Raw genomic sequence first — 20735 nt, forward strand, 5'->3', positions numbered from 1 at the left:
TGAAACTACTGTTAGATATATATTTTTAATCAATACCTACTTGCAATGAAGATTTCGATACACAACTGGATGCGGGCAGAAACCATTGAGGAAACCGTCAACCGGATTGCCAAACTGGGCTACGACAGCATTGAAATTCAGGGAAGCCCCGAACTGTACGACACAAAAAAGGTAAAACGACTGCTGGATGATGCAGGCATCAGTTGCTGGGGTTCCGTTACCCTAATGCTGGAGCTTCGTAACCTGTTGGCTAAGGACAACAAGCAACGGGCAGACTCAGTGCAGTATGTGAAAGACGTGGTGAGAATGGTGGCGGAGCTCGATGGCCACATGGTGTCGGTGGTGCCGTCTACAGTGGGAAAAATCTTGCCCGAAGGCAAACCCGAAGAAGACTGGAAATACGCCGTTGATAGCATGAAGCAGGTGTATGAGTATGCAGAAAGCGTTGGTATTCTGCTTGGCATCGAGCCTATCAACCGTTTTGAGACCTATTTCATCAACCGTGGCGACCAGGCACTGGCACTGGCAAAAGAAGTCGGCCCTAAGTGTGGGGTTTGTCTCGACACCTTCCATATGAACATTGAGGAAGACGAGATTTTGCCCGCCATAAGACGAGCCAAGGGTAAACTGATTGGCTTTCATGTGGCTGATAATAACCGAATGGCCCCTGGCATGGGCAAGCTGGATTGGGCGAGCATCGTCCAAACATTGGGTGAAATCGGATACGACGACGTGCTGTCCGTGGAGTTTTGCTCACCGCTCGACAGGACACCGGCCAACCCCTACCCTAATTCCATTGACGAATCTCCCAAAGGATTGAGCCCCGAACAAAAGAAATTTCTGGAGGATCATGGCAGCTCAGCCGTCACCGACGAGTTCTACACCATGCTCACCAGAAAATCCATTGAGACGCTAAGGCCTCTGATTTAAATGAGATCAATAATTGTAAAATCAAGATGTGTTAGCTACTGCCTGGCACTCACAAAGGCGGGCTGCTGAAAAATGGCCCGGCTTAAGGGCCAATAAAAGAGACCTAAACTATGAAAATAAAAAACGTTGAAGCCTTCTGGCTTCGTTGCCCGATACCACCAGCCAAGCAGCACCGTTCGGACTACGGCCTGCTCACTGAATTCGACATGACCCTCGTAGTCGTTACAACAGAAAGTGGCTTGCAAGGTTTTGGCGAAGCCAAAGCCGCCGTGGGCTCCTCGGGCTCCTGCGCCTCCATAGTGAGCTGCGTAGAAAATGAGCTGAAACCTATCTTAGTTGGGCAGGACGTACGCAATATCTCCAGGCTGTGGGAAATGATCTATAACGGCACACGTGACCATTATGCACTCAACAGAGGCCGTAAATTCCCTATCCTTGGGCGTCGTGGCCTCACCGTCTCGGCCATGAGCGGTGTGGACACCGCCTTGTGGGACATCAAAGGCAAAATGCTGGGCGTCCCCGTTGTCGAGTTACTGGGAGGAGCCTGTCGTGACAGCATGCCGGCCTATGCCAGCGGCGGTTGGGCAGGTGTCGATAAAATTGGTGAGCAACTATTGAGCTATACTGCAAAAGGCTTCAAAGGAGTGAAAATGCGGGTGGGGATTATGGACGATACCGTGCAGGAAAGTATCAAACGGGTAAAAGCCGCCAGAGAAGCACTCGGCGACAACATCAAATTAATGACAGATGCCCACGGCACCTTTAGCGTGCCTGAAGCCAAGCAGTTCTGCCGGGGCGTGGAAGACTGCAATCTTTACTGGTTCGAAGAGCCCATCAGTCCGGACAACAAAGTGGGAACTGCTGAAGTGCGGGCCTCTACGGCCATTCCGATAGCTGCTGGTGAAAGCGAATACACAGTGTTTGACGTGCGTGACCTGATCGACCTTAGAGCGCTGGATGTAGTGCAGCCCGACTCTGCCATCATTGGTGGCATTACCGAGGCCATGAGAACCGCTCACCTGGCCAATACCTATCAGCTTGAGCTGGCACCTCACTGCTGGGGATCCGCCTTTTCCTTTATGGCTGGAGTAAATGTGGCATTTGCAGCCCCTGCGGCAACCATCATTGAGTTCTCCCTGGGAGGCAACCCGATGATGTATGACCTGGTAGAAGAAAATATTGAGGCCATTGATGGCCAAATAGCGGCCCCAACAGCCCCTGGCCTTGGCCTCACACCCAACTGGGATTTCGTAAAAGAGTTTAAACAAACCGTTCGATAACTATGGCAAAAGCAATTGGAATTAACCACGTAGCCCTGATCGTGAAGAACCTGGAAGAGACCAGTAAATTCTACGAAGAAGAGCTGGGGCTGGAAGTCATTCCGGCTTTCTTGTTCGACTACCCAACAGCCTTTTTCAAAATCAACGCCACGCAGCAGCTTCACCTCACTGAATGGGAAGATGAGCATTCGTTCAGAGGGCATGTTTGTATGCAAGTGGACGACATCAACAAAATCTTCTGGCGCATGAAAGAGCTTGGCGTAATTGATACTTCTCCCTGGGGGAAAGTGCGTCAGCTACCCGACGGCCCTATTCAGATGTTTGTTCGTGACCCATCTGGCAACCTTGTAGAGCTTTCTTCACCCCCGGGCTTTGCCATTGATCCGAAAATTTTTGAGGACGAACTGTTCCAGGAAGGTATTTATGTTTCAGGCAGAAATGACTTCAGAGGCTATAAATCAAAAGACGCCACACTTTACCACAAGTAACCGTATGTACAATATCCTTCTACTGGAAACCGTGGCCGATGAAGCCCTGGATATCCTTGAAAAAGCAGCTGATGTCAATATCCTGGCAGCTTACGAACCTGGTTTTGATTTATCCGGCATTTCCAACCATACAGTAGACGGCATAATCACCCGGGGGAAAGGTCAGGTCAACCAGGCCCTAATGGACGCCTGCCCATCCTTGCAGGTGGCAGGTCGCTGTGGCGTGGGACTCGATAATTTGGACGTTGCCTATGCCACCTCCAAAGGCATCAAAATAGTGAATGCCCCCGGCTCCAACGCCCAAACAATTGCCGAGCACACCCTATCGCTGATGATGATGCTCCAACGGAACCTGTACAGATCAGTGGCGGAAGTAAAAGCGGGTAACTGGGCATGGCGCAACCAGTTTGAAGGTGACGAAATATATGGCAAAACCCTGGGCATTCTCGGCCTGGGCAACATTGGCAAGAAAGTGGCGGCCATGGGCGTTGCTTTTGGTATGAAGGTGATTTACTGGGATCAAGCTGAAGCTCCTAATGTACCCTACCCCTTCAAATCATTTGAAGAGGTAATTACCGAAGCGGATGTCATCACCCTCCATGTGCCGCTTTTACCTGCCACAAAGGAGCTTATCAATGCCGCAACACTCAGTAAGATGAAAAAAAGTGCCTTGCTGATCAACACCGCCCGTGGGCCGATTATCGATCAGCGGGCCCTATACGAGGCCCTAAAGAGCGGCGCTATTGCTGGCTTTGCTGCTGACGTGTTAACCGAGGAGCCACCTGCCAAAGATGAGCCTTTGCTCACACAACCCAATGCCCTTATTACCGCCCATGTCGGTAGCCTCACCACCCGCACCTATACCAAAATGTGCGTAGACACTGTGAATAATGTGCTGGCCATTGTGAGAGGGCAGCAGCCAATGGAGGGATGCGTTTTTAACTGGAAGGAGTTGGGTGACAGCTAATTTGGGCAGAGTCATAGAATGGCCTCTGAAAAAGGCTGCCACTTCATAACATGCCCTCCAGCGGACAACGTCCACCCCAGGTGCCTTCAGACAGAATTGGCCGAAACCTTGCAAACAATTCTTCTTTGTACCATTTTAACGCCTTTGTCTTGGCAATAGCTACACGATGATGTTCGCTTTCATAAGCGAATCTTCGCAGCGAGGCCTCATCCTCCCAAATGCTGTAAGTGGCCATCTGCAAAATGGGCACCTCTCCCATTCCTTTTGTGTAAACAAGTCCACTATTAGATTTCAAATCTTTTTGAGAAACAGGCACGTATCGCCAGAAATCAAGCAGCTTTTGCCATTTGATGGTTGCACGGGTAATGGCGATGACAGGGCCAGAGGATTTGATGTTATCCCTGGCTTCGAATGGGTTACCCCCACTCCAACGGCCATGAGAACTGATATTCACCATGTAGGTTGTCCAAATCTCGGAGGAACGTTTTCGGTAACGATCAAGGATTTGTGACCCAGCAAAGAATGCCTTAGCATGATCTTCGCTTCGCCAAACCTGCAAAAGGATGTATATGGAAAAATCTGGAAAAGCATTAAAGCTATCGCCCCTGCCCGTACCCATAAGTTTATAGAACGTGTTACCCGCTACGCTGGCAAGATGGCTTTGGGCCAATTGCATCATTGAGAGAGCCCAAAACTTATCGGCAAAACTATTGAATCGAAAACGTGTGATCGTAGTAACCTGTGACATGCCCTGCTAACACCTTGTGTGCCTGTTGTGTTAACAACAAATGAAAAGAAAACAGAAAAGTATCGGTAAAGTAAGATCTTTGTTCACCAAAAGGCGGTCGAAACGGGGCCAACAATAATATCCGAAAATTCAAAAAAACCCACCGGCCTCCTAAGCGCAAGTATCAATGATCTTCTGCCGTTTGCTAGAATTATTCTTTTATCTTTGCAATTCCTCCAGCCCATTTTTAAAGCTTATCCCTCATTCTTAGCGTTTACTCCACTAGACACTTTTCTTTCATATGTCGTCGAGGATCGTCAGGACATTTTTCTTTGCATATTTTTTACTTACGAGCACCAAAGTACTTGGCTGGCAGCAAGGCACCCCCGTGGTTAATTTTGGCAGAGAAGCAGATCGGTCTGGGGGTGCCGTGACTGCTATTGAAATCGACGATCGGGGTTTAATGTATTTTGGCACTTCCCAGGGCGTAGTCGTTTTTGATGGTGAATCCTGGCAGGAGATTGACCTCGCCGGAAAAGGAAACACCCGTAGCATCAGTTACGACAGCCTTACTGACAGAATATATATTGGCGGTACCCAGCATTTCGGATACCTTACAAGAGACAGAACCAGCCGCTTTTCATACACTGATTTGTCAACACAAATCTCCGAAAACCATCTCTTCAAAGACGTATGGCAAATTTTTCGATTCAATAACGAAATTTACTTCATGACTCAGGAAGGACGCTTTGTCTACACCTCCGACTCAGTCATTTATAGACATTTTCCAGAATCTTACTTCTTCAGGGTAGGGTCAACGGTTTACTTATCTGAGGCTAACGGAGCATTGAGCATATTTGAAAATGGCAACTTTGTACAAAACTGGGACCAAAGCTCTCACTCAAAAAACCCTACCTTCCAGGTGCTCCCACTAGAGAAGCAACGGCATTTAATACTTTATCCACAGTCGTCCCCCGTTGTTAGAAATTTGATAGATGGAACTATCACCGTCTACGACCAACCGCTCTCTTCTCTTATAAATGAGCATTGGATGTACACGGCCGCCAGCCTTTCGGATACGCTATTAGCGATTGCCACCTGGTCGGACGGTGTGTTCATTACCGACAAAAAGGGCCAGGTTCTTCGTAAGTTTACGACAGAGGATCGGCTTATCTCAAACGAAGTCTATGAGATAAAAAAGGGATCACAAGGGAATCTATGGTTGGCTACTTCCTATGGCATTTCAATGATAGACATGGCAAAGGCTTTTCCTCTTGTGGCTCCCGATAGTGCCAATGGATTTCCTGTTCACATTTCCTCGTTCGTGCACGACTATGATTCAATTACCTATACGACGCAGAAGGTTGATACAGCCAGGGTGGCTGGAACAGAAACAAGAATAAAGATCAACTTCGGCAAACCGGGAGCAGATTATTACTCGGCTCAGACCTACAAATACCGACTGCTCAACTATGACACAGTCTGGTATTCAACGACCGAGCCAATGGCCGTTTTTGACCACTTGCCAAACGGAAAATATGTCTTTCAGGTAAAGGATAGGAGCAGCGATTTGGATCCAGCTCAGCTAGTAGTCGTAGTGGCAGTGCCCCTGATAGCCTTTCTAAAAGGGCCGTTAGGGTATGCATTTTTAGCTATGTTGGTTCTCGGACTAACCATTGTAGGTATTATATACAGGGCAAAGCGCATGCGCCAAAAACTGGCCACGCTGGTGGCAAAAAAAACGGAAGAGGTGACGAGACATGAGCAAGAACTCATCCGCACCAACCACAACCTGATGGCGGTAAACGAGGAACTGGACACCTTTCTTTATCGGTCTTCACATGATCTCATTGCTCCGGTAAAATCCATAAGAGGCCTTCTTTACCTCGTGAAGGCATCTAAAGATGAACTTCCTCAGTATTTGGATTTGATGGAAAACAGAATCTTAAGATTGGAAAACACTCTGCTAGAAATTAATAGCTATGTGAAAAACAGCAAAAGCGACCCTCTAGCGACAAATATTCGGCTTCATAGCCTGGTCAATGAGGTCTGGGCAGATATCGAGTTTATTGAGCATGCCGACAAACTCACATTCATGAATGAAGTTGACAGTGATCTGGAAATAAAATCCGATCCGGGACTCTGGAAAATGATCATCCACAATCTTCTGATTAACGCTATCAAATACCACGACGGTCGCAAAGAAAGCTCGTTCGTTCGTGTATGGCATTCCATCGATAACAAAGTGTTTACTTTGAAAGTGGAAGACAATGGACAAGGAATAGCCTCAGAATCGTTACCCCGTGTATATGACATGTTTTTCCGGGCAAACGCAAATTCAAAAGGATCGGGTCTTGGACTGTTTTTGGTTAAAAAGATGGTCGACAAGTTAGGAGGAACAATCAATATAGAGTCAGAATACGCCAAAGGAACGCTGGTGTCGGTCAGTTCGTCGACGCTTTCCTTCAAGGTCAATCAACCCGAAACGAGGCAAACACACACGAGTCACCTATTGTAAGGCAGCAATGTGGAGCGTTAGCTTGCCTAAAACAGATAATAAAGGGTTGCACGGGGAGCAGAGGCTTCAGAAATCTAACCTGGGAATTTTGTTGTCTATTACCATTTGCTACATCTCTCCCATCAACTCCGCAAAAAGCTCATACGACTTTAGGCGATCCTGGCTACTGTACATATGGCTGGCGACCATAATTTCGTTTACCCCAGTCTTTTGTAAGAAGTCGCTGGTCTTTTCTTTCACTGTTTCCTTGCTGCCCACAAAAGCATAGTGCAAGAAACGCTGAAAGGCAGGTTCATCCATAAAGGCTCTGATCTGCGGCTCCAGCGGCGCAGGTGGCCTCAGCTGATCACGGTTGTTGGTCAGTATGCCCAACACCATCCTCACCAGCGAAGACGCCAGCAACTCGGCTTGCTCGTCGGTATCGGCGGCAACCACATTCACGCAGGCAATGGTATAGGGCTCCTGAAGGGCCGCCGAGGGCTGAAACTCGTTGTAATAGACATTGAGTGCCTCAAACAAATGCGTTGGTGCAAAATGGCTGGCAAAAGCATAAGGAAGGCCTTTTCTGGCCGCCAGGTGGGCACTATCGGTGCTCGAGCCGAGAATGTACAAAGGGACATCCACCCCTTCGGCTACGTAGGCCCTCACCTTTTCATCTGCGTTGTCGTCAGCGAAATAATGTTGAATCTCCCCTACTTCCTCGGGAAACCTGTAAGCAGCGTGCATTCGCTCCCGACGAATGGCGTAGGCTGTTTCCTGATCGGTGCCAGGTGCTCTGCCAAGGCCGAGGTCAATCCTGTGAGGAAACAATGAGCCCAGCGTGCCAAACTGCTCCGCCACAATCAGTGGGGCATGATTTGGCAGCATAACACCCCCGGAACCAACCCTGATAGATTTGGTCCCGCCTGCAATATGCCCTATGAGCACAGGCGTAGCTGAGCTGGCTATGCTGATCATGTTATGGTGTTCCGCCAGCCAAAAGCGGGTGTACCCCCATTTTTCAGCATTTTGCGCCAACAACAAACTGTTTTTAAACACATCACCTGTGGAGGATCCCGCAGGCACCGACGCCAACTCCAGGATGGAGTAGGGTACTTTTCCTTTCTTCATATTCACACCAGACCAATTGTATCAATAGGCAAATGAAAAAAGGGCCTGGTTGGTTCACATAACCTGCTACTATTTCAATTTAACCGTCTTTGGATCTACGCCTTCCCCGATCAGCATTTGCTTGGCCGGGCTGGAAAAGTCGGTTTTTGAAAATGTTAGGTTGGTGGTTTTGTTACCCTGAATGGAAACCGGCTTTCCCTCATGGGACACTACTTTGAACCCTGAAAAGGTAAGGTTATGGGCATTGTAGATCGTGAAGGGACTTCCTTCTGTTACGACGACAGTGACATTCTTAAAACTCATCCCATCCGCATCGATGATAGAAACACCCTTCTTGCCTGACAGATAAACATTGTCAAGGTTCACATTTTTAAGGTTCATTTCAGGCAGTCCCTGAAAGAAACCTGCCACACCAGAGTTAACCGATCGGATATTCTTCATGTAAATGTCTTTGAACGAAGGGGTTTCCTCTGTTACCGATACGGGCGTGTCGTCGATCTCAGGCGTCTCCTGATCGTCCTCCAGAATAGGCGACTGCCCACCGTAGAAAAGATTGAAGCGAATCGGCTCGGCAGCAATATCGTACATGTCAATGTCGGAGATGTACACGTTCTCCACCACGCCACCACGTCCTCTGGTGCTTTTGAATCGCAAGCCACAGTCAGTACCAATGAAGGTGCATTTTGACACATGCACGTTCTTTACCCCACCCGACATTTCGCTACCAACGGTGAATCCACCATGACCGTGGTAAACAATGTTGTTGAACACCACCAAGTTTTCAGTTGGGACGCCTCTTTTTCTGCCATCGGCATCTTTCCCCGATTTGATGCAAATGGCATCATCACCCACATCAAAGGAGTTGTTGTACACCCAGGTATTTTTACACGATTCGATGTCAATGCCATCGCCGTTTTGCGAATACCACGGGTTACGCACAGTCAGGTTTCTTACGATCAGGTTCTCACACATAAGTGGATGTATGTTCCACGCAGGTGAATTTTGAAAGGTCGGTCCATCGAGCATTACATTCCTGGAGTTCCGAATGCTGATCATCACCGGTCTCAAAAAGTCTTTGTACTCCTTCATCTCATCCATTGATGCGTTGTCAGGGACATTGAAATTACTGGTCGCCTCAATCCCTTTCTTAAAGCTTTCTGAAGGATACCATGTATTGCCGTCGTCACTTACCAGTCCACCACCGGCCACAATCTCTTTCCACTGCTGGCTCGACACTTTACTTCTTTTCACCATCCGCCAGGCATCCCCGTTGCCATCGATAACACCCTTTCCTGTGATGGAAATGTTTTCCACTTCAAGAGCGTTGATCGGAGATATGCATCTGTAGGTATCAAGTCCTTCAAAGCTCGTAGCCACTATGGGGTACAGCGCTTTGTCGTCCGAGAAAAGAATAAGGGCTCCTTCCTCCACGTGTAAATCGAGGTTGCTTTTAAGCGTGATCGGCCCTGTCAGCCAAATACCTCTCGGAACCACCAGGTGCCCCCCTCCTTTGCTCACAATGGCCTCAATGGCCTTTGCAAAAGCCTCGGTGTTAAGTGTAGCTCCATCAGGCACACCCCCGAAATCCAGCAAGCTCGCCCGATTGGTCGGAATAACAGGCTCTGTCATTTTGGGCATGTCGAATTCGAGCTTGGGAAAAGGAGTAGCCCCCTGGCCTGACGAAAGATGGGAAATGAAGAAGAAAAGACTGGCTATTTTCAGTTTCATAAGTTCAAGCGATTAAAATCGTGCTGGAGAGGTTTGTAATCAACAAGCGTAAAAGAGTAACCATCGTGTACTTGCTAATCGTAGCAGGTAAATGAAAATCAAGCCCTCTGCCTAGTTCAACAACCCTATGTAAAGACGAATTTAACGGAGAAGCCACCCACAAGCGGAGTGCAACGAAACGAAGAAGGATAAGAACAAAAAACCGAAGCGTTTCTGCTTCGGTTTTGAGCCCCCTGCCGGGATTGAGGATCAAGCGGAAAATCTGTGGAGTAAGACTCTGAAATAACGTTATACCAATTGGCGAACGATAGACAATAAAGAAGCAAAACTGGTTCAATGCGTCCCGCTTGGACCTTTTGTTTCTTTATGTAATGAGAAGATACTCTTGCAAAAAAAACAATCCCCAGAAATATTGCTTGATCCGGGATTGAACGGGGACGCCCAGTCCAGCGACCGGTCGCTGGACAACAAAAAAGCACCGATAGCGAACTATCAGTGCTTTCAAAAGAGCCCCCTGCCGGGATCGAACCAGCGACCTACTGATTACAAGTCAGTTGCTCTACCAGCTGAGCTAAGGAGGCTTCTCTCCATTTGTGTTTCCTTATTTCACTGCGACCCTCCGATTACAAGCAGTTGCTCTATCGGAACGCCGAACCGCAGCTAAGCTAAGGAGGCCTACTATTGCTAGTATTTTGCGATTTCCCTTGCGATTATTCCGTTTGGGACTGCAAAACTAATCGGCTGATTAATTATTGCAAACACTTATTGTGATTTTTTTAAGAGGTTTCGTGAATCACCTTAAGTTGCTCCTTCAAGCCATCCAATTCCTCTTCGGCCTTAACGATTTTTTCGTCAAAGTCGGCCTTCAGCTTGTCAGCTTTTCTGGATGACGCCAGGAACTCCAGGTTGTTTCTCCAAACGGCTATGTCATTTTCCAACGTAGCAATTTGGCGCCTTACCTGTCCCTCCTTTTGGTAGATTTTGCGTTCGCCATGTGGCTCGCTCTTGATCTTACCCACCTGCATGGCCGTCTTAAACTTACGCTGTTCATCCTCGGGCAGTGACTCCGCCGCCTTGTTGAGGGCGTCGATGGCCTCCTGATATTTTTTCTGGATGGTCTTCATTGCATTTCTCGGCACGAAACCAATCTGGCTGTACTTTTCCTGAAAGCCGCTAATGATATCCAGATCGAGGCTTTTCTCACCTGCCAGTTTTAGCAACTGCTCGCAAATGTCCTCTTTCTTTTTCAGGTTGTCATAGTACTCCTTCTCTGCCCCCTTGCTTTGTGAACGCTTCCTTTCAAAGAAATGATCACATGCAGCCTTGAACTTATGGAAGATCTCCTCCTTTACTTTTTCGGGTACAGGCCCTACCTCTCTCCACTGCTGCTGCAATTGCTTGAGCTGATTGGCCGCAGAATCCCATTCCTCACTATCTTTGAGAGTGTCCGCCTTTGCTACCAGCTCTTCTTTCAGCCTCAGATTTTCATGACGTTTTCCTTCAAGGGTCTTGAAGAACCCGCTCTTGTTGCTGAAGAACGTTTTGAACGCTCCCCAGAATCTCTTATTTATCTTCTTGGCGCTTTCCTTTGGCACACCACCAACAGCTTCCCATCTCTTTTGAAGCTCCAGCACTTCCTTCGTCTTCTTATTCCACTCATTGATCTTGTCAGAAGTGAACGACACAAATGTCTCGGCCTCCTCACAAAGCTTTGTCTTCACCTCCATGTTGGCTTTCAGCTCCACCTTGAGTTCATCCACCATCTCACGGCGCTTGGAATAAATGAGATCAGAAGCGGCCTTAAAACGTTGCCAAATTTCTTCCTGAGATTCTTTTGGCACCGGCCCCAGGTGTTTGAACTCTTCGTGAAGAACATTCAACTCTTTTACAGCATGTTTGATGTTCTCTTCTTTAGTAAGCGCTTCGGCTTTATCACAAAGCTCAAGTTTCGATTCGAGGTTTTTCTTTCTATCGAGTTCCTTGAGTTCAAAATAAATGCTTCGGTTATCGTAGAAGCGATCGATGAGGGCATTGTAGTTGGCCCAAAGGGTTTTTGCGTACTTGCCCGGCACCTGGCCAATCACCTTCCACTCATCCTGTATCTTCTTCAGGGCGGTAATGGAGGTTGTATTCTCCTCGCCATCTACCAAATGACGAAGCTTTTCCAAAACATCTATCTTCTTCTTGTAATTATCTTCTTTTTGCTGCTCCAGATTCTGAAAAAGCTTGTGCTTTTTCTCCCGGAACAATTTATAGTTCTCTTCGAAACGATAGGCAAAATCATTTAACCTAAACTCAAACGAGTCTTCCTCTCCCCCATCTGCCAGGTATTTTTTCAGCGCTTCTTCCCTGTCATGAGCAACCAGCTCGTCGTGAACCGCCTTTAGTTCCCTTACTATCCGATCTGCTTTGCGCACGTCGTCCCAGTGAAGCACCTCGGTAAACTTATCTACCAACTGCTCAGGTGAATAATGGCTATAGTCCTCTGCTTCTTCGTGCTCCTCGCTGTCCTCCTCCTCTTCCGCATCGTCATCGCCTGAAGCATCAGCCGCCTCGGCTACTACCTTAGGTTCTTCTTTCTTCTCTTTTTTGTCACCAGAGGCTTCTTCGCCAGCAACACCTTCCTGTTTTGATTCATGCGTTAGCTCTTTGCTTTGTGTTCCTGCTTCCGCTTGCGCCGGTGCTTCGGCCTCCGTCGCATCCTTTGCGGTTTCCTCCGCCTTCACTTCTTCCACAGCGGCAACTTCGGGCTTGGGCTGGCTTTCTTCTGTTTCAGACGCCACCGCTTCATCGGTGCCAGCCAACTCTGGTGTAGCCTCCGGAACGGCGTCTGCAGGAAGTTGCTCAGATTCATCCGATTCTATCGGTACTTCGGCAGCAGGTGTTTCAGCTTCTGTTTCTTTCTTTCCGTCTTCATCACGGACATCTACCGAGGGTTGAGAGTCGTCATTGGCAACACTATCACCGGAGTTAACTTCCTCCGAAGCAGTTTTGCTCAACTTCTCATCACCGTCAGACACTTCTTTCTCATTGTTCATCGTGCGCTCCTTGATCAGGTTCTATAGTCTCTGCAATTTAATAATATTAATTCATGTGTCTAATATTTGATTCTATTGCATTGACGATTGGATTTGGACAAAACTACGTTGTGGATATCATTTAAACGTGATTTTGCTCCATTAGACAATTTTGACTCTCAATATTGCATTCCTGTGGTAGGTCTAATTAAGCCTTGGATCCGCAGGGAAATTGGAAAACGCTCTGAATTTACCGCCCATATCTTTGAGCACCTGCCTCCATAATTCCTCATGTGAATACCTAAAAATATACTGCAGCGCCGTTCTCTTATTTACAATCCAGCTATTGGCATCCAACTCTTCCGAAAGCTGCCCTGCTCCCCAGCCAGAATAGCCGATAAAAAACCTCACTTCATCAGCAGTAACCAACCCTGCACTCATCAGTTCCATCAGTTTCTCAAAATCACCACCCCAATAAATTCCTTTGGCAATTTCCCGCCCCTCTTCCATCAAATGCGGCGAACAATGTACAAAATGAAGCGTATCCTGCTGGACTGGCCCCCCAATAAACAGTGGAATTTCATCATCAGGCGCATCCTCAATCACCTCTGCGAGCGATAGTTCAGAAAGCCTGTTAAGTACAAAACCAATTGAACCATTGACGTCATGCTCACATAGCAAGATCACCGATCTCTCAAAATTCGGGTCTGAGAGGTAGGGCTCTGAGATGAGTAAGTCTCCTTTGTTGGGATTTACCCGTTTAAATGCGTCGAAATGCTCCATTCGGTTTATTCAAAGTCCTTTTGACTACTCCTTTGTTTAAGAGACAACAACTAACTGCTATACACCTAAGAACTGTTCAAATTGAGAACAACTTAGACCCGTTGTTGCCTTACTTAGCTGCAAGACCACATTGCATATATAACATTAATAATAGTCAAATTGTAAGGGCTATTCATAAATTTGAGTCGGATTTGAAAAATACTAAGAAAATGAATATCGCAGATCTGAGAGAAGAATATTCCAGCCAGGTTCTCAACGAGGCGGCTGTAGAGAAAGACCCGCTGCTTCAATTCAACAAGTGGTTTCAGGAAGCGCTTGAAGTAAAAGTGAAAGAACCTAATGCCATGACCTTGTCCACCGTTTCTCCCGATGGACAACCACATGGCAGAATCGTGCTTCTGAAAGGACTGGAAGATGGTGCTTTTCAATTCTTCACTAACTACGAAAGCCACAAGGGCAAAGAACTTGCGCAAAACAACCGAGCTTCTCTGACATTTTTTTGGGCCGACCTTGAAAGACAAGTGCGTATTGAGGGAAGCGTGACGAAGCTAACCGAGGCAGCGTCCTCCAGGTATTATCACTCCCGGCCTTTGGGTAGCCAAATCGGTGCCTGGGTAAGCTTGCAGAGCGAATCGATACCGGACAGGGCATTTTTAGAAAAGAAAACAGAAGATTTCAAGATGAAATTTAGTGGGCTGGCAGAAATACCAAAACCGGACTACTGGGGTGGCTATGGACTGGTGCCAGTGTTGGTTGAATTCTGGCAGGGACGACCAAGCAGGCTGCATGACAGGATCGTGTTCAAAAAAGGCGCAGACGGCTCCTGGCGAATTGAGCGCCTTTCTCCCTGATGGAGGCTAAAAGTGACTTACTATTGTAAGTGAAACAGGTCTTTTACTCCTAAATGCCGCTCAACGGTAAATCCCTCCCCATAGGCAGCACCAATTGAGTGTCCAAGCTCCTTTCCCCTACTTTCCAGCATCTTCATAAACTCCGGAGAGGAAATAAATGTGCTCGGCTCTTTGCTGGCAGGATCATAAAATTGCGATTTAAAGCATTTGATCGCCTGCATTTTCTTTTCCCAAGCAGCTGATACATCAACGATGAAATCGGGCATAATGAAGTTGCTTTGGATATAGTGATACACATTTTTCGCCCTCCAAGGTTGCTGAGGGTTGCCATCAATACGGGTTTCGACCATTCTAAGACCCGACACAAAACTTGCTTCTGACACCAGGCTGGAGGCCCTGCCATGGTCAGGATGGCGGTCACGGATGGCGTTTGCTAAAATGATCTCGGGTTGATACTTCCGTATCATTTTCACCACCTCAAGCTTGTGATGTTCATCTTCGGTAAAAAACCCGTCACGAAACCCCAGGTTCTCCCTGACGTGAATACCCATTACCTTGCTTGCTTCAGCAGCTTCGGCGGCTCTCAGTTCAGGTGTACCTCTTGTCCCAAGCTCTCCTCTCGTAAAATCAACAATGCCTATTTTCCTGCCCATCTCAATGTGAGAGATTAGCGTTCCTGCACAGGCGAGTTCGGCGTCATCGGGATGCGCCGTAAAAACAAGAATATCGAGTTTCATTTAATTAATGCGCAGCCTTTGACCTACTCTGATTACCGAATTTCTTGAAATGCCGTTGAGCCTGCAAAGCTTTGTAACCGACACACCATACCTGTTGCCGATGCCGCTAAGGGTGTCACCACTCCTCACTCGGTGTACGATCACCTTATTGGCCTCTTCAAGGTAAGCGAAGGATGCTCTTGTGAGTGTGTACTTCTGATCTATCAGGCAATTAGTATCAAAATCAAAAAACTCTTTTGGGTCGATGGCATTGCCCTGATACCTCACCTCGAAGTGAAGGTGTGGGCCGCTGCTTCTTCCGGTACTTCCACCCCAGCCTACCAAATCTCCAGCCTTGATTTCGTCACCAACATTCACCAGGCGCTTTGATAAATGTCCATAGAGGGTTTCCACACCATTGTAGTGCCTCACAAGCACATAGTTGCCGTAGCCAGGTCTGTCATAGTTCGCCATTCTTACTACACCATCGAAAGCCACTTTCACAGAGTCGCCTGTTGTAAGTCGCAAATCGACACCATAATGCCAGCGATACCTGCGCAAGCCGAAATCAGACGTAATCACCGACTTTTTCAAGGGATTCTCCCAAACTAACCCTACCTCCGGGTAAAATAATGTCAGCTCAGTAGTGTCTTTGTAATCCAAACCGTTGAATTTGTAAGGGTTGACTCTCTGCGAGTCCCAAATATTGTAGTAGTCTTCAGCGGAAAGCCATACCGAGTCAAGGGACAGCTTGTCGGAAACAGCCACCTCATGGCCATAAGAAAGTATCAATGGTGGTGTAGCCGGACCTCCTTCGGCAGGTGGAGCCATCGCTTCCAGTTCTGCTGTAATGAGGCTATCGAGAAAATCAAAATCAACCGCAAAGGCGTCGTTGGAAACCACAAATAGCGGTGCGGGAGGTATTGGGGCCGGGGTTTCTCTCTTCTTAAAAGAGAAAAAGCTTTTGACCCACGATTTGCTTTCCTGCGCTCGTGATTCAAAAGCTAATAATATTACTACCCAGGCCGCTAGTAGTAAACTTTTCTTGATCATGGCTGCTAAGATACTGCCAATTCTTTCTCCGCCAAAAATCTTTCTGCATCCAATGCACCCATACATCCGCTGCCGGCTGCCGTCACGGCCTGCCTGTAAATATGATCCTGAGCATCTCCGGTGGCAAAAACCCCTTCTATATTTGTTTTGGACGAGCCCGGAATCGTCTTTATATAGCCGTTTTCGTCCATATCAAGCCATTCCTTGAAAATGTCCGTATTGGGTTTGTGTCCAATAGCCACGAAAAATCCTCCAACTTTAAGCTCCCTCTTCTCTCCCGTTTGAGTATTTACCACTCTTACGGCATTTACTTCCTTGTCGCCAAGCACCTCTTCTGTCTCGGTATTCCAGAGAATTTCTATGTTTTTGGCATTTTTCACCCTTTGCTGCATGATCACAGAAGCCCGCATTTCGTCTCTTCTCACAATCATGTACACCTTGCTACATATCTTCGACAGGTAGCTGGCTTCTTCAGCAGCTGTGTCTCCAGCTCCGACAATTGCTACGTCCTGGCCACGGAAAAAGAAACCATCACATACAGCGCAAGCAGACACGCCATGGCCGTTTAGCCTTTGCTCCGACGGAAGGTTCAGCCATTTGGCTGATGCACCCGTTGACACAATCACAGCCTCGGCAGTGATCTCATGTGTTTCATCTACAATTACTTTGTGTGGATAGGAAGAGAAATCGACAGATGTAGCCAGTCCATAGCGGATATCCGTTCCAAATCGCTCTGCTTGCTTTTGAAAGTCGGTCATCATCTGAGGCCCCATGATCCCTTCAGGGTAGCCAGGATAGTTTTCTACGTCCGTTGTAATGGTTAGCTGACCGCCGGGCTGGCCGCCAGTATACAAAACCGGCTTCAGACCAGCACGAGCAGCGTATATAGCTGCAGTGTATCCTGCGGGCCCAGAACCGATAATCAACACTTTAACTTCTTCTTTTGTCATCTCGAAATATTATTTGCTGTCAACTGTAACACCAATTTAAACGCAAAAGATCGTTTGGTGTCAACGAAAAAAGGTCTCTTTTGAGACCTTTGCTAAATTTTTTGAGTCTTACTACCCCAAGTACGGCTTAAGGGCCTTACTGCGGGATGTATGCCTCAGTCTTCTGATGGCTTTCTCCTTGATCTGGCGAACCCTTTCCCTGGTCAGATTAAACTTCTCACCTATCTCCTCGAGGGTCATTGCATGCTCTCCGTTAAGTCCAAAGTAAAGTGAAATAACGTCGGCTTCTCTGGTTGTAAGCGTAGAAAGTGCCCTCTGTACTTCTTTGCGAAGGGAGTCGTTGATAAGGCCCGAATCCGGAGTCTCCTCCATGTCGTTTTCCAGTACATCCAGCAAGCTGTTCTCTTCGCCCTGAACAAACGGTGCATCCATCGACACATGACGACCAGATATTTTCATGGTGTCCACAACCTCGCTGGTAGATACCTCCAATACTTCGGCAAGTTCATCCGGAGATGGCTCACGTTCATATTTTTGCTCAAGCTCAGAAAAGGTTTTTGAAATCTTATTTAACGACCCCACCCTGTTCAAGGGAAGGCGCACAATTCTGGATTGCTCGGCCAATGCCTGAAGAATCGACTGGCGAATCCACCAAACTGCATAAGAGATAAACTTAAAACCTCTGGTTTCGTCGAATCGCTGAGCTGCCTTAATAAGGCCCAGGTTTCCTTCATTGATCAAATCACCCAGCGAAAGCCCCTGGTTTTGGTATTGTTTGGCTACTGACACCACAAATCGAAGGTTGGCTTTGGTCAGTTTCTCCAAAGCCATTTGGTCTCCTTCTCTTATTCGTTTAGCTAGTGTTACTTCTTCATCGGGGGTAAGCAGGTCTACTTTACCTATTTCCTGGAGATACTTGTCAAGCGACTGACTCTCACGATTGGTAATCTGCTTACTTATCTTTAACTGTCTCATTCAATATCTGACTTTTTAAAGCCTAATAGACTAAACAATAATATAAAAAGGTAAAGTTCCTTTCTCTAATGTTCCCGCTTTTTTTTTGACAAATGTTAGTTGCTTGTTTCCTGGTTTCGCTCAGGCCGAGGTATCAAAACCTTTCTTGACAGTCTATATTTACCGGTTTTCTTGTCTACTTCAGTCAATTTTACCTTAATTTCCTCACCTACCTCGAGAATACCGTCTAGTTTTTCGATTTTCTCCCACTTGATTTCGGAGATATGTAGAAGGCCATCTTTGCCCGGCATAAACTCAACAAATGCACCAAATGGCATAATTGACTTCACTTTTCCATCGTACACTTCACCAACCACTGGCACGGCAACAATAGCGTTTACACGCTTCACGGCCTTGTCCATCGACTCCTGGTCATTGGCAAAAATACTCACAACACCTCCAGTAGCAATTTCTTCAATGATAACAGTGGCCCCAGTTTCCTTTTGGATTTCCTGAACAATTTTTCCTCCAGGCCCGATCACCGCACCGATCATTTCCCGTTCGATATTAATCCTCACGGATCTTGGCGCATGAGGTTTCAAATCTGCATTAGGAACGGACAATGTCTTCTCAATTTCGTCCATGATGTGCAAACGACCAGCTTTTGCCTGATTAAGTGCCTCTTCAAGCACCTGATAGGAAAGTCCGTCAACCTTGATGTCCATCTGGCAGGCAGTGATGCCATTGCGGGTTCCAGTCACTTTGAAGTCCATGTCGCCCAGGTGATCCTCGTCGCCAAGGATATCGGAAAGAATGGCATATTTGCCAGTTTTGCTATCAGAGATCATCCCCATAGCAATGCCTGTTACGGGCGCTTTGATTTTGATACCAGCGTCCATCAGGGCCAGCGTGCCTGCACAAACGGTTGCCATTGACGAAGAACCGTTCGATTCCAGCACGTCAGACACAATGCGAATAGTGTAAGGGTTTTCTTCCTCAGGGGGCAAAACCTGCTTGAGGGCTCTCATGGCCAGGTTACCATGACCAACTTCTCTACGTCCGGGGCCTCTGTTAGGCTTTACTTCGCCAGTTGAAAACGCCGGGAAATTGTAGTGGAGTATAAACTTATTGAAGCCCTTCATCAAAGCGCTGTCAATCATCTGTTCATCCAGCTTGGTACCAAGTGTGACTGACGCAAGGGCCTGCGTTTCACCTCTTGTGAAAATAGCTGAACCGTGGGCTCCGGGCAGGTAGTTTACCTCACTCCAGATATATCTTATTTCGTCAAGATTACGTCCATCCAAGCGCTTTCTTGAGTCGAGAACAAAGTTACGAACGGCTTCCTTCTCAATGTCGTGATAGTATCTTTTGACGAGATCCTTGTCAATAGTTTCTTTCTGCTCCTCGGTAAACGATTCTACATATTCGTCGACAATGGCAGCAAACTGCTCTTTGCGATCAGACTTAGAAGGCATCTGCTTGGCAGCAACTTTATAACATTTGTCATAAAGTTTTTCGTGCATGTCCTTTTTTAGGGCCTCATCGTTGTTTTCGTGATTGTAGGTGCGCTTCACAGTTTTTCCGGCAGCTGCTTCCAGCTCCTTCTGCACCTGGCAATGTATTTTAATTGTGTCGTGCGCAATTTTCAACGCTTCAAGCATTTCTGCCTCAGACACTTCCTTCGACTCGCCTTCCACCATCAGGATATTGTCGTAAGATGCTGCGACAACAAGGTCGAGTGTAGCAGTCTTAGCTTGTGCCGCTGTAGGGCTAATCACATACTGACCGTCAATTTTGGCTACCCTTACTTCAGAGATTGGTCCGCCAAAAGGAATATCGGAAACAGCCAGCGCCGATGAGGCGGCAAGAGCTGCCAAAGCATCGGGCATTACATCGTCACCTGCCGAAATCAATGAAATAGCGATTTGCGTTTCTGCGTGGTAATCGTCAGGGAAAAGTGGACGAATGGCCCTGTCTACAAGTCTTGAAATGAGTATTTCGTAGTCTGACAGTCTACCTTCTCTTTTTAGAAAGCCGCCGGGTATTTTACCTGCCGCTGCAAATTTCTCCTGGTAGTCTACAGACATCGGAAGGAAATCCACTCCTTCTTTTGCGTCTTTGTTGGAAACTACTGTGGCCAGTAGCATTGTGTTGCCCATTTTGACCACCACTGAACCATCCGCTTGCTTAGCTAATTTTCCAGTCTCAATTGTAATCTCTCTGCCGTCAGCAAGGGTTATGGTTTTTGTAATGACGCTTGGATACATAAATATTAGTTAACGTATAAAAAGTAAATCAAATTTTAATTTCGATTGTTTCAGATAAGGGGAAAATAAAAAGAGGGAATCCGTTTTATGAATCCCCTCCCTGAACTTTTTACTTTCTGAGATTCAGTTCAGCTACAATTGCTCTATACCTCGTAATGTCTACCTTAACCAGGTAATCCAATAATCTTCTTCTTTTACCTACCAGCTTCAACAGCCCCAAACGAGAAGAGTGATCCTTCTTGTTGATTTTGAGGTGTTCTGTAAGGTGATTGATGCGGAAGGTGAATAATGAAATCTGAGACTCCGGTGAACCGGTATCTGTCTTAGATTTTAACCGACCATGATTCTCGAAGAGCTCTTGCTTCTTGTCTGTTGATAAATACATGCTTAGCTTAA

General features: G+C 47.1%; 17 protein-coding genes and 1 tRNA gene. 6 read left to right on the plus strand and 12 right to left on the minus strand.

The features are described from left to right. Positions 1-45: 45 nt before the first annotated feature. The 4 genes from RT717_RS12640 (at position 46) to RT717_RS12655 (ending at position 3665) form a co-directional block, all read left to right on the plus strand. A complete protein-coding gene (locus RT717_RS12640; protein ID WP_317492105.1) occupies positions 46-930 on the plus strand; it encodes a sugar phosphate isomerase/epimerase family protein in 885 nt (294 codons plus the stop codon). Between the two features lie 110 nt (positions 931-1040). Beyond that, complete coding sequence (locus RT717_RS12645; RefSeq protein ID WP_317492106.1) at positions 1041-2210, plus strand: mandelate racemase/muconate lactonizing enzyme family protein; 1170 nt, start codon at positions 1041-1043, stop codon at positions 2208-2210. A 2-nt stretch (positions 2211-2212) separates the two neighbouring features. Beyond that, positions 2213-2698: a VOC family protein gene (locus tag RT717_RS12650; RefSeq protein WP_317492107.1), complete on the plus strand. Its 486-nt coding sequence runs from the start codon at positions 2213-2215 to the stop codon at positions 2696-2698. Between the two features lie 4 nt (positions 2699-2702). Beyond that, on the plus strand, positions 2703-3665 hold the full coding sequence (locus RT717_RS12655) for a hydroxyacid dehydrogenase (protein WP_317492108.1): 963 nt from the start codon (positions 2703-2705) through the stop codon (positions 3663-3665). A 43-nt stretch (positions 3666-3708) separates the two neighbouring features. Here the strand turns inward: RT717_RS12655 and RT717_RS12660 are convergent, their stop codons facing one another. Continuing rightward, entirely contained in the window at positions 3709-4344 is a 636-nt protein-coding gene (locus RT717_RS12660) for a spheroidene monooxygenase (protein ID WP_317492109.1), read from the minus strand. Positions 4345-4693: 349 nt separating this feature from the next. Here RT717_RS12660 and RT717_RS12665 point away from each other — a divergent pair, with 349 nt between their 5' ends. Further along, complete coding sequence (locus RT717_RS12665; RefSeq protein ID WP_317492110.1) at positions 4694-6910, plus strand: sensor histidine kinase; 2217 nt, start codon at positions 4694-4696, stop codon at positions 6908-6910. A 108-nt stretch (positions 6911-7018) separates the two neighbouring features. Here RT717_RS12665 and RT717_RS12670 read toward each other — a convergent pair whose 3' ends face one another. From RT717_RS12670 to RT717_RS12690, 5 genes are all read right to left on the minus strand, one after another. Then, a complete protein-coding gene (locus tag RT717_RS12670) occupies positions 7019-8020 on the minus strand; it encodes an LLM class flavin-dependent oxidoreductase (protein WP_317492111.1) in 1002 nt (333 codons plus the stop codon). A 69-nt stretch (positions 8021-8089) separates the two neighbouring features. Then, positions 8090-9748, minus strand: coding sequence for a glycoside hydrolase family 28 protein (locus RT717_RS12675; protein ID WP_317492112.1), 1659 nt, complete (start codon positions 9746-9748; stop codon positions 8090-8092). Positions 9749-10256: 508 nt separating this feature from the next. Continuing rightward, positions 10257-10329: transfer RNA gene (locus RT717_RS12680), tRNA-Thr, on the minus strand. A gap of 195 nt (positions 10330-10524) precedes the next feature. Beyond that, positions 10525-12786, minus strand: a complete 2262-nt coding sequence (locus tag RT717_RS12685) for a DUF349 domain-containing protein (RefSeq protein WP_317492113.1) — start codon at positions 12784-12786, stop codon at positions 10525-10527. 183 nt (positions 12787-12969) lie between these two features. Then, positions 12970-13548, minus strand: a complete 579-nt coding sequence (locus tag RT717_RS12690) for a YqgE/AlgH family protein (RefSeq protein ID WP_317492114.1) — start codon at positions 13546-13548, stop codon at positions 12970-12972. Positions 13549-13757: 209 nt separating this feature from the next. On the opposite strand from RT717_RS12690, the gene pdxH reads away from it, so the two are divergent. Further along, the gene (pdxH, locus tag RT717_RS12695) at positions 13758-14399 is read left to right on the plus strand and encodes a pyridoxamine 5'-phosphate oxidase (RefSeq protein ID WP_317492115.1); all 642 of its coding nucleotides are present in this window, start codon (positions 13758-13760) and stop codon (positions 14397-14399) included. A 20-nt stretch (positions 14400-14419) separates the two neighbouring features. On the opposite strand, the gene bshB1 is transcribed toward pdxH, so the two are convergent. The 6 genes from bshB1 to rpsO all read right to left on the minus strand — a co-directional run bounded on the left by bshB1 (position 14420) and on the right by rpsO (position 20724). Further along, positions 14420-15136: a bacillithiol biosynthesis deacetylase BshB1 gene (gene bshB1 / locus RT717_RS12700; RefSeq protein ID WP_317492116.1), complete on the minus strand. Its 717-nt coding sequence runs from the start codon at positions 15134-15136 to the stop codon at positions 14420-14422. After that, positions 15137-16168, minus strand: a complete 1032-nt coding sequence (locus RT717_RS12705) for a peptidoglycan DD-metalloendopeptidase family protein (protein WP_317492117.1) — start codon at positions 16166-16168, stop codon at positions 15137-15139. Positions 16169-16173: 5 nt separating this feature from the next. Continuing rightward, positions 16174-17118, minus strand: coding sequence for a thioredoxin-disulfide reductase (trxB, locus tag RT717_RS12710; protein ID WP_317492118.1), 945 nt, complete (start codon positions 17116-17118; stop codon positions 16174-16176). Positions 17119-17229: 111 nt separating this feature from the next. Beyond that, positions 17230-18093 carry a sigma-70 family RNA polymerase sigma factor gene (locus RT717_RS12715; protein WP_151996975.1) on the minus strand — a complete coding sequence of 288 codons (864 nt, stop codon included), beginning with the start codon at positions 18091-18093 and terminating at the stop codon, positions 17230-17232. Positions 18094-18188: 95 nt separating this feature from the next. Beyond that, on the minus strand, positions 18189-20339 hold the full coding sequence (gene pnp / locus RT717_RS12720) for a polyribonucleotide nucleotidyltransferase (protein WP_317492119.1): 2151 nt from the start codon (positions 20337-20339) through the stop codon (positions 18189-18191). A 109-nt stretch (positions 20340-20448) separates the two neighbouring features. After that, the gene (gene rpsO / locus RT717_RS12725; RefSeq protein ID WP_151996977.1) at positions 20449-20724 is read right to left on the minus strand and encodes a 30S ribosomal protein S15; all 276 of its coding nucleotides are present in this window, start codon (positions 20722-20724) and stop codon (positions 20449-20451) included. Positions 20725-20735: the final 11 nt, after the last annotated feature.

It is taken from the genome of Imperialibacter roseus, from assembly GCF_032999765.1.
In the GTDB taxonomy this organism is placed as follows: Bacteria; Bacteroidota; Bacteroidia; order Cytophagales; family Cyclobacteriaceae; genus Imperialibacter; species Imperialibacter roseus.

Bases quoted from the DNA above. Each gene is read 5' to 3' on its own strand.
- RT717_RS12690 (WP_317492114.1), bottom strand. From the start codon at position 13,548: ATGGAGCATTTCGACGCATTTAAACGGGTAAATCCCAACAAAGGAGAC.
- trxB (WP_317492118.1), bottom strand. From the start codon at position 17,118: ATGACAAAAGAAGAAGTTAAAGTGTTGATTATCGGTTCTGGGCCCGCA.
- RT717_RS12705 (WP_317492117.1), bottom strand. From the start codon at position 16,168: ATGATCAAGAAAAGTTTACTACTAGCGGCCTGGGTAGTAATATTATTA.
- pdxH (WP_317492115.1), top strand. From the start codon at position 13,758: ATGAATATCGCAGATCTGAGAGAAGAATATTCCAGCCAGGTTCTCAAC.
- pnp (WP_317492119.1), bottom strand. From the start codon at position 20,339: ATGTATCCAAGCGTCATTACAAAAACCATAACCCTTGCTGACGGCAGA.
- RT717_RS12660 (WP_317492109.1), bottom strand. From the start codon at position 4,344: ATGATGCAATTGGCCCAAAGCCATCTTGCCAGCGTAGCGGGTAACACG.
- RT717_RS12655 (WP_317492108.1), top strand. From the start codon at position 2,703: ATGTACAATATCCTTCTACTGGAAACCGTGGCCGATGAAGCCCTGGAT.
- RT717_RS12640 (WP_317492105.1), top strand. From the start codon at position 46: ATGAAGATTTCGATACACAACTGGATGCGGGCAGAAACCATTGAGGAA.
- RT717_RS12685 (WP_317492113.1), bottom strand. From the start codon at position 12,786: ATGAACAATGAGAAAGAAGTGTCTGACGGTGATGAGAAGTTGAGCAAA.
- bshB1 (WP_317492116.1), bottom strand. From the start codon at position 15,136: ATGAAACTCGATATTCTTGTTTTTACGGCGCATCCCGATGACGCCGAA.
- RT717_RS12675 (WP_317492112.1), bottom strand. From the start codon at position 9,748: ATGAAACTGAAAATAGCCAGTCTTTTCTTCTTCATTTCCCATCTTTCG.
- RT717_RS12665 (WP_317492110.1), top strand. From the start codon at position 4,694: ATGTCGTCGAGGATCGTCAGGACATTTTTCTTTGCATATTTTTTACTT.
- RT717_RS12715 (WP_151996975.1), bottom strand. From the start codon at position 18,093: ATGAGACAGTTAAAGATAAGTAAGCAGATTACCAATCGTGAGAGTCAG.
- RT717_RS12645 (WP_317492106.1), top strand. From the start codon at position 1,041: ATGAAAATAAAAAACGTTGAAGCCTTCTGGCTTCGTTGCCCGATACCA.
- RT717_RS12670 (WP_317492111.1), bottom strand. From the start codon at position 8,020: ATGAAGAAAGGAAAAGTACCCTACTCCATCCTGGAGTTGGCGTCGGTG.
- rpsO (WP_151996977.1), bottom strand. From the start codon at position 20,724: ATGTATTTATCAACAGACAAGAAGCAAGAGCTCTTCGAGAATCATGGT.
- RT717_RS12650 (WP_317492107.1), top strand. From the start codon at position 2,213: ATGGCAAAAGCAATTGGAATTAACCACGTAGCCCTGATCGTGAAGAAC.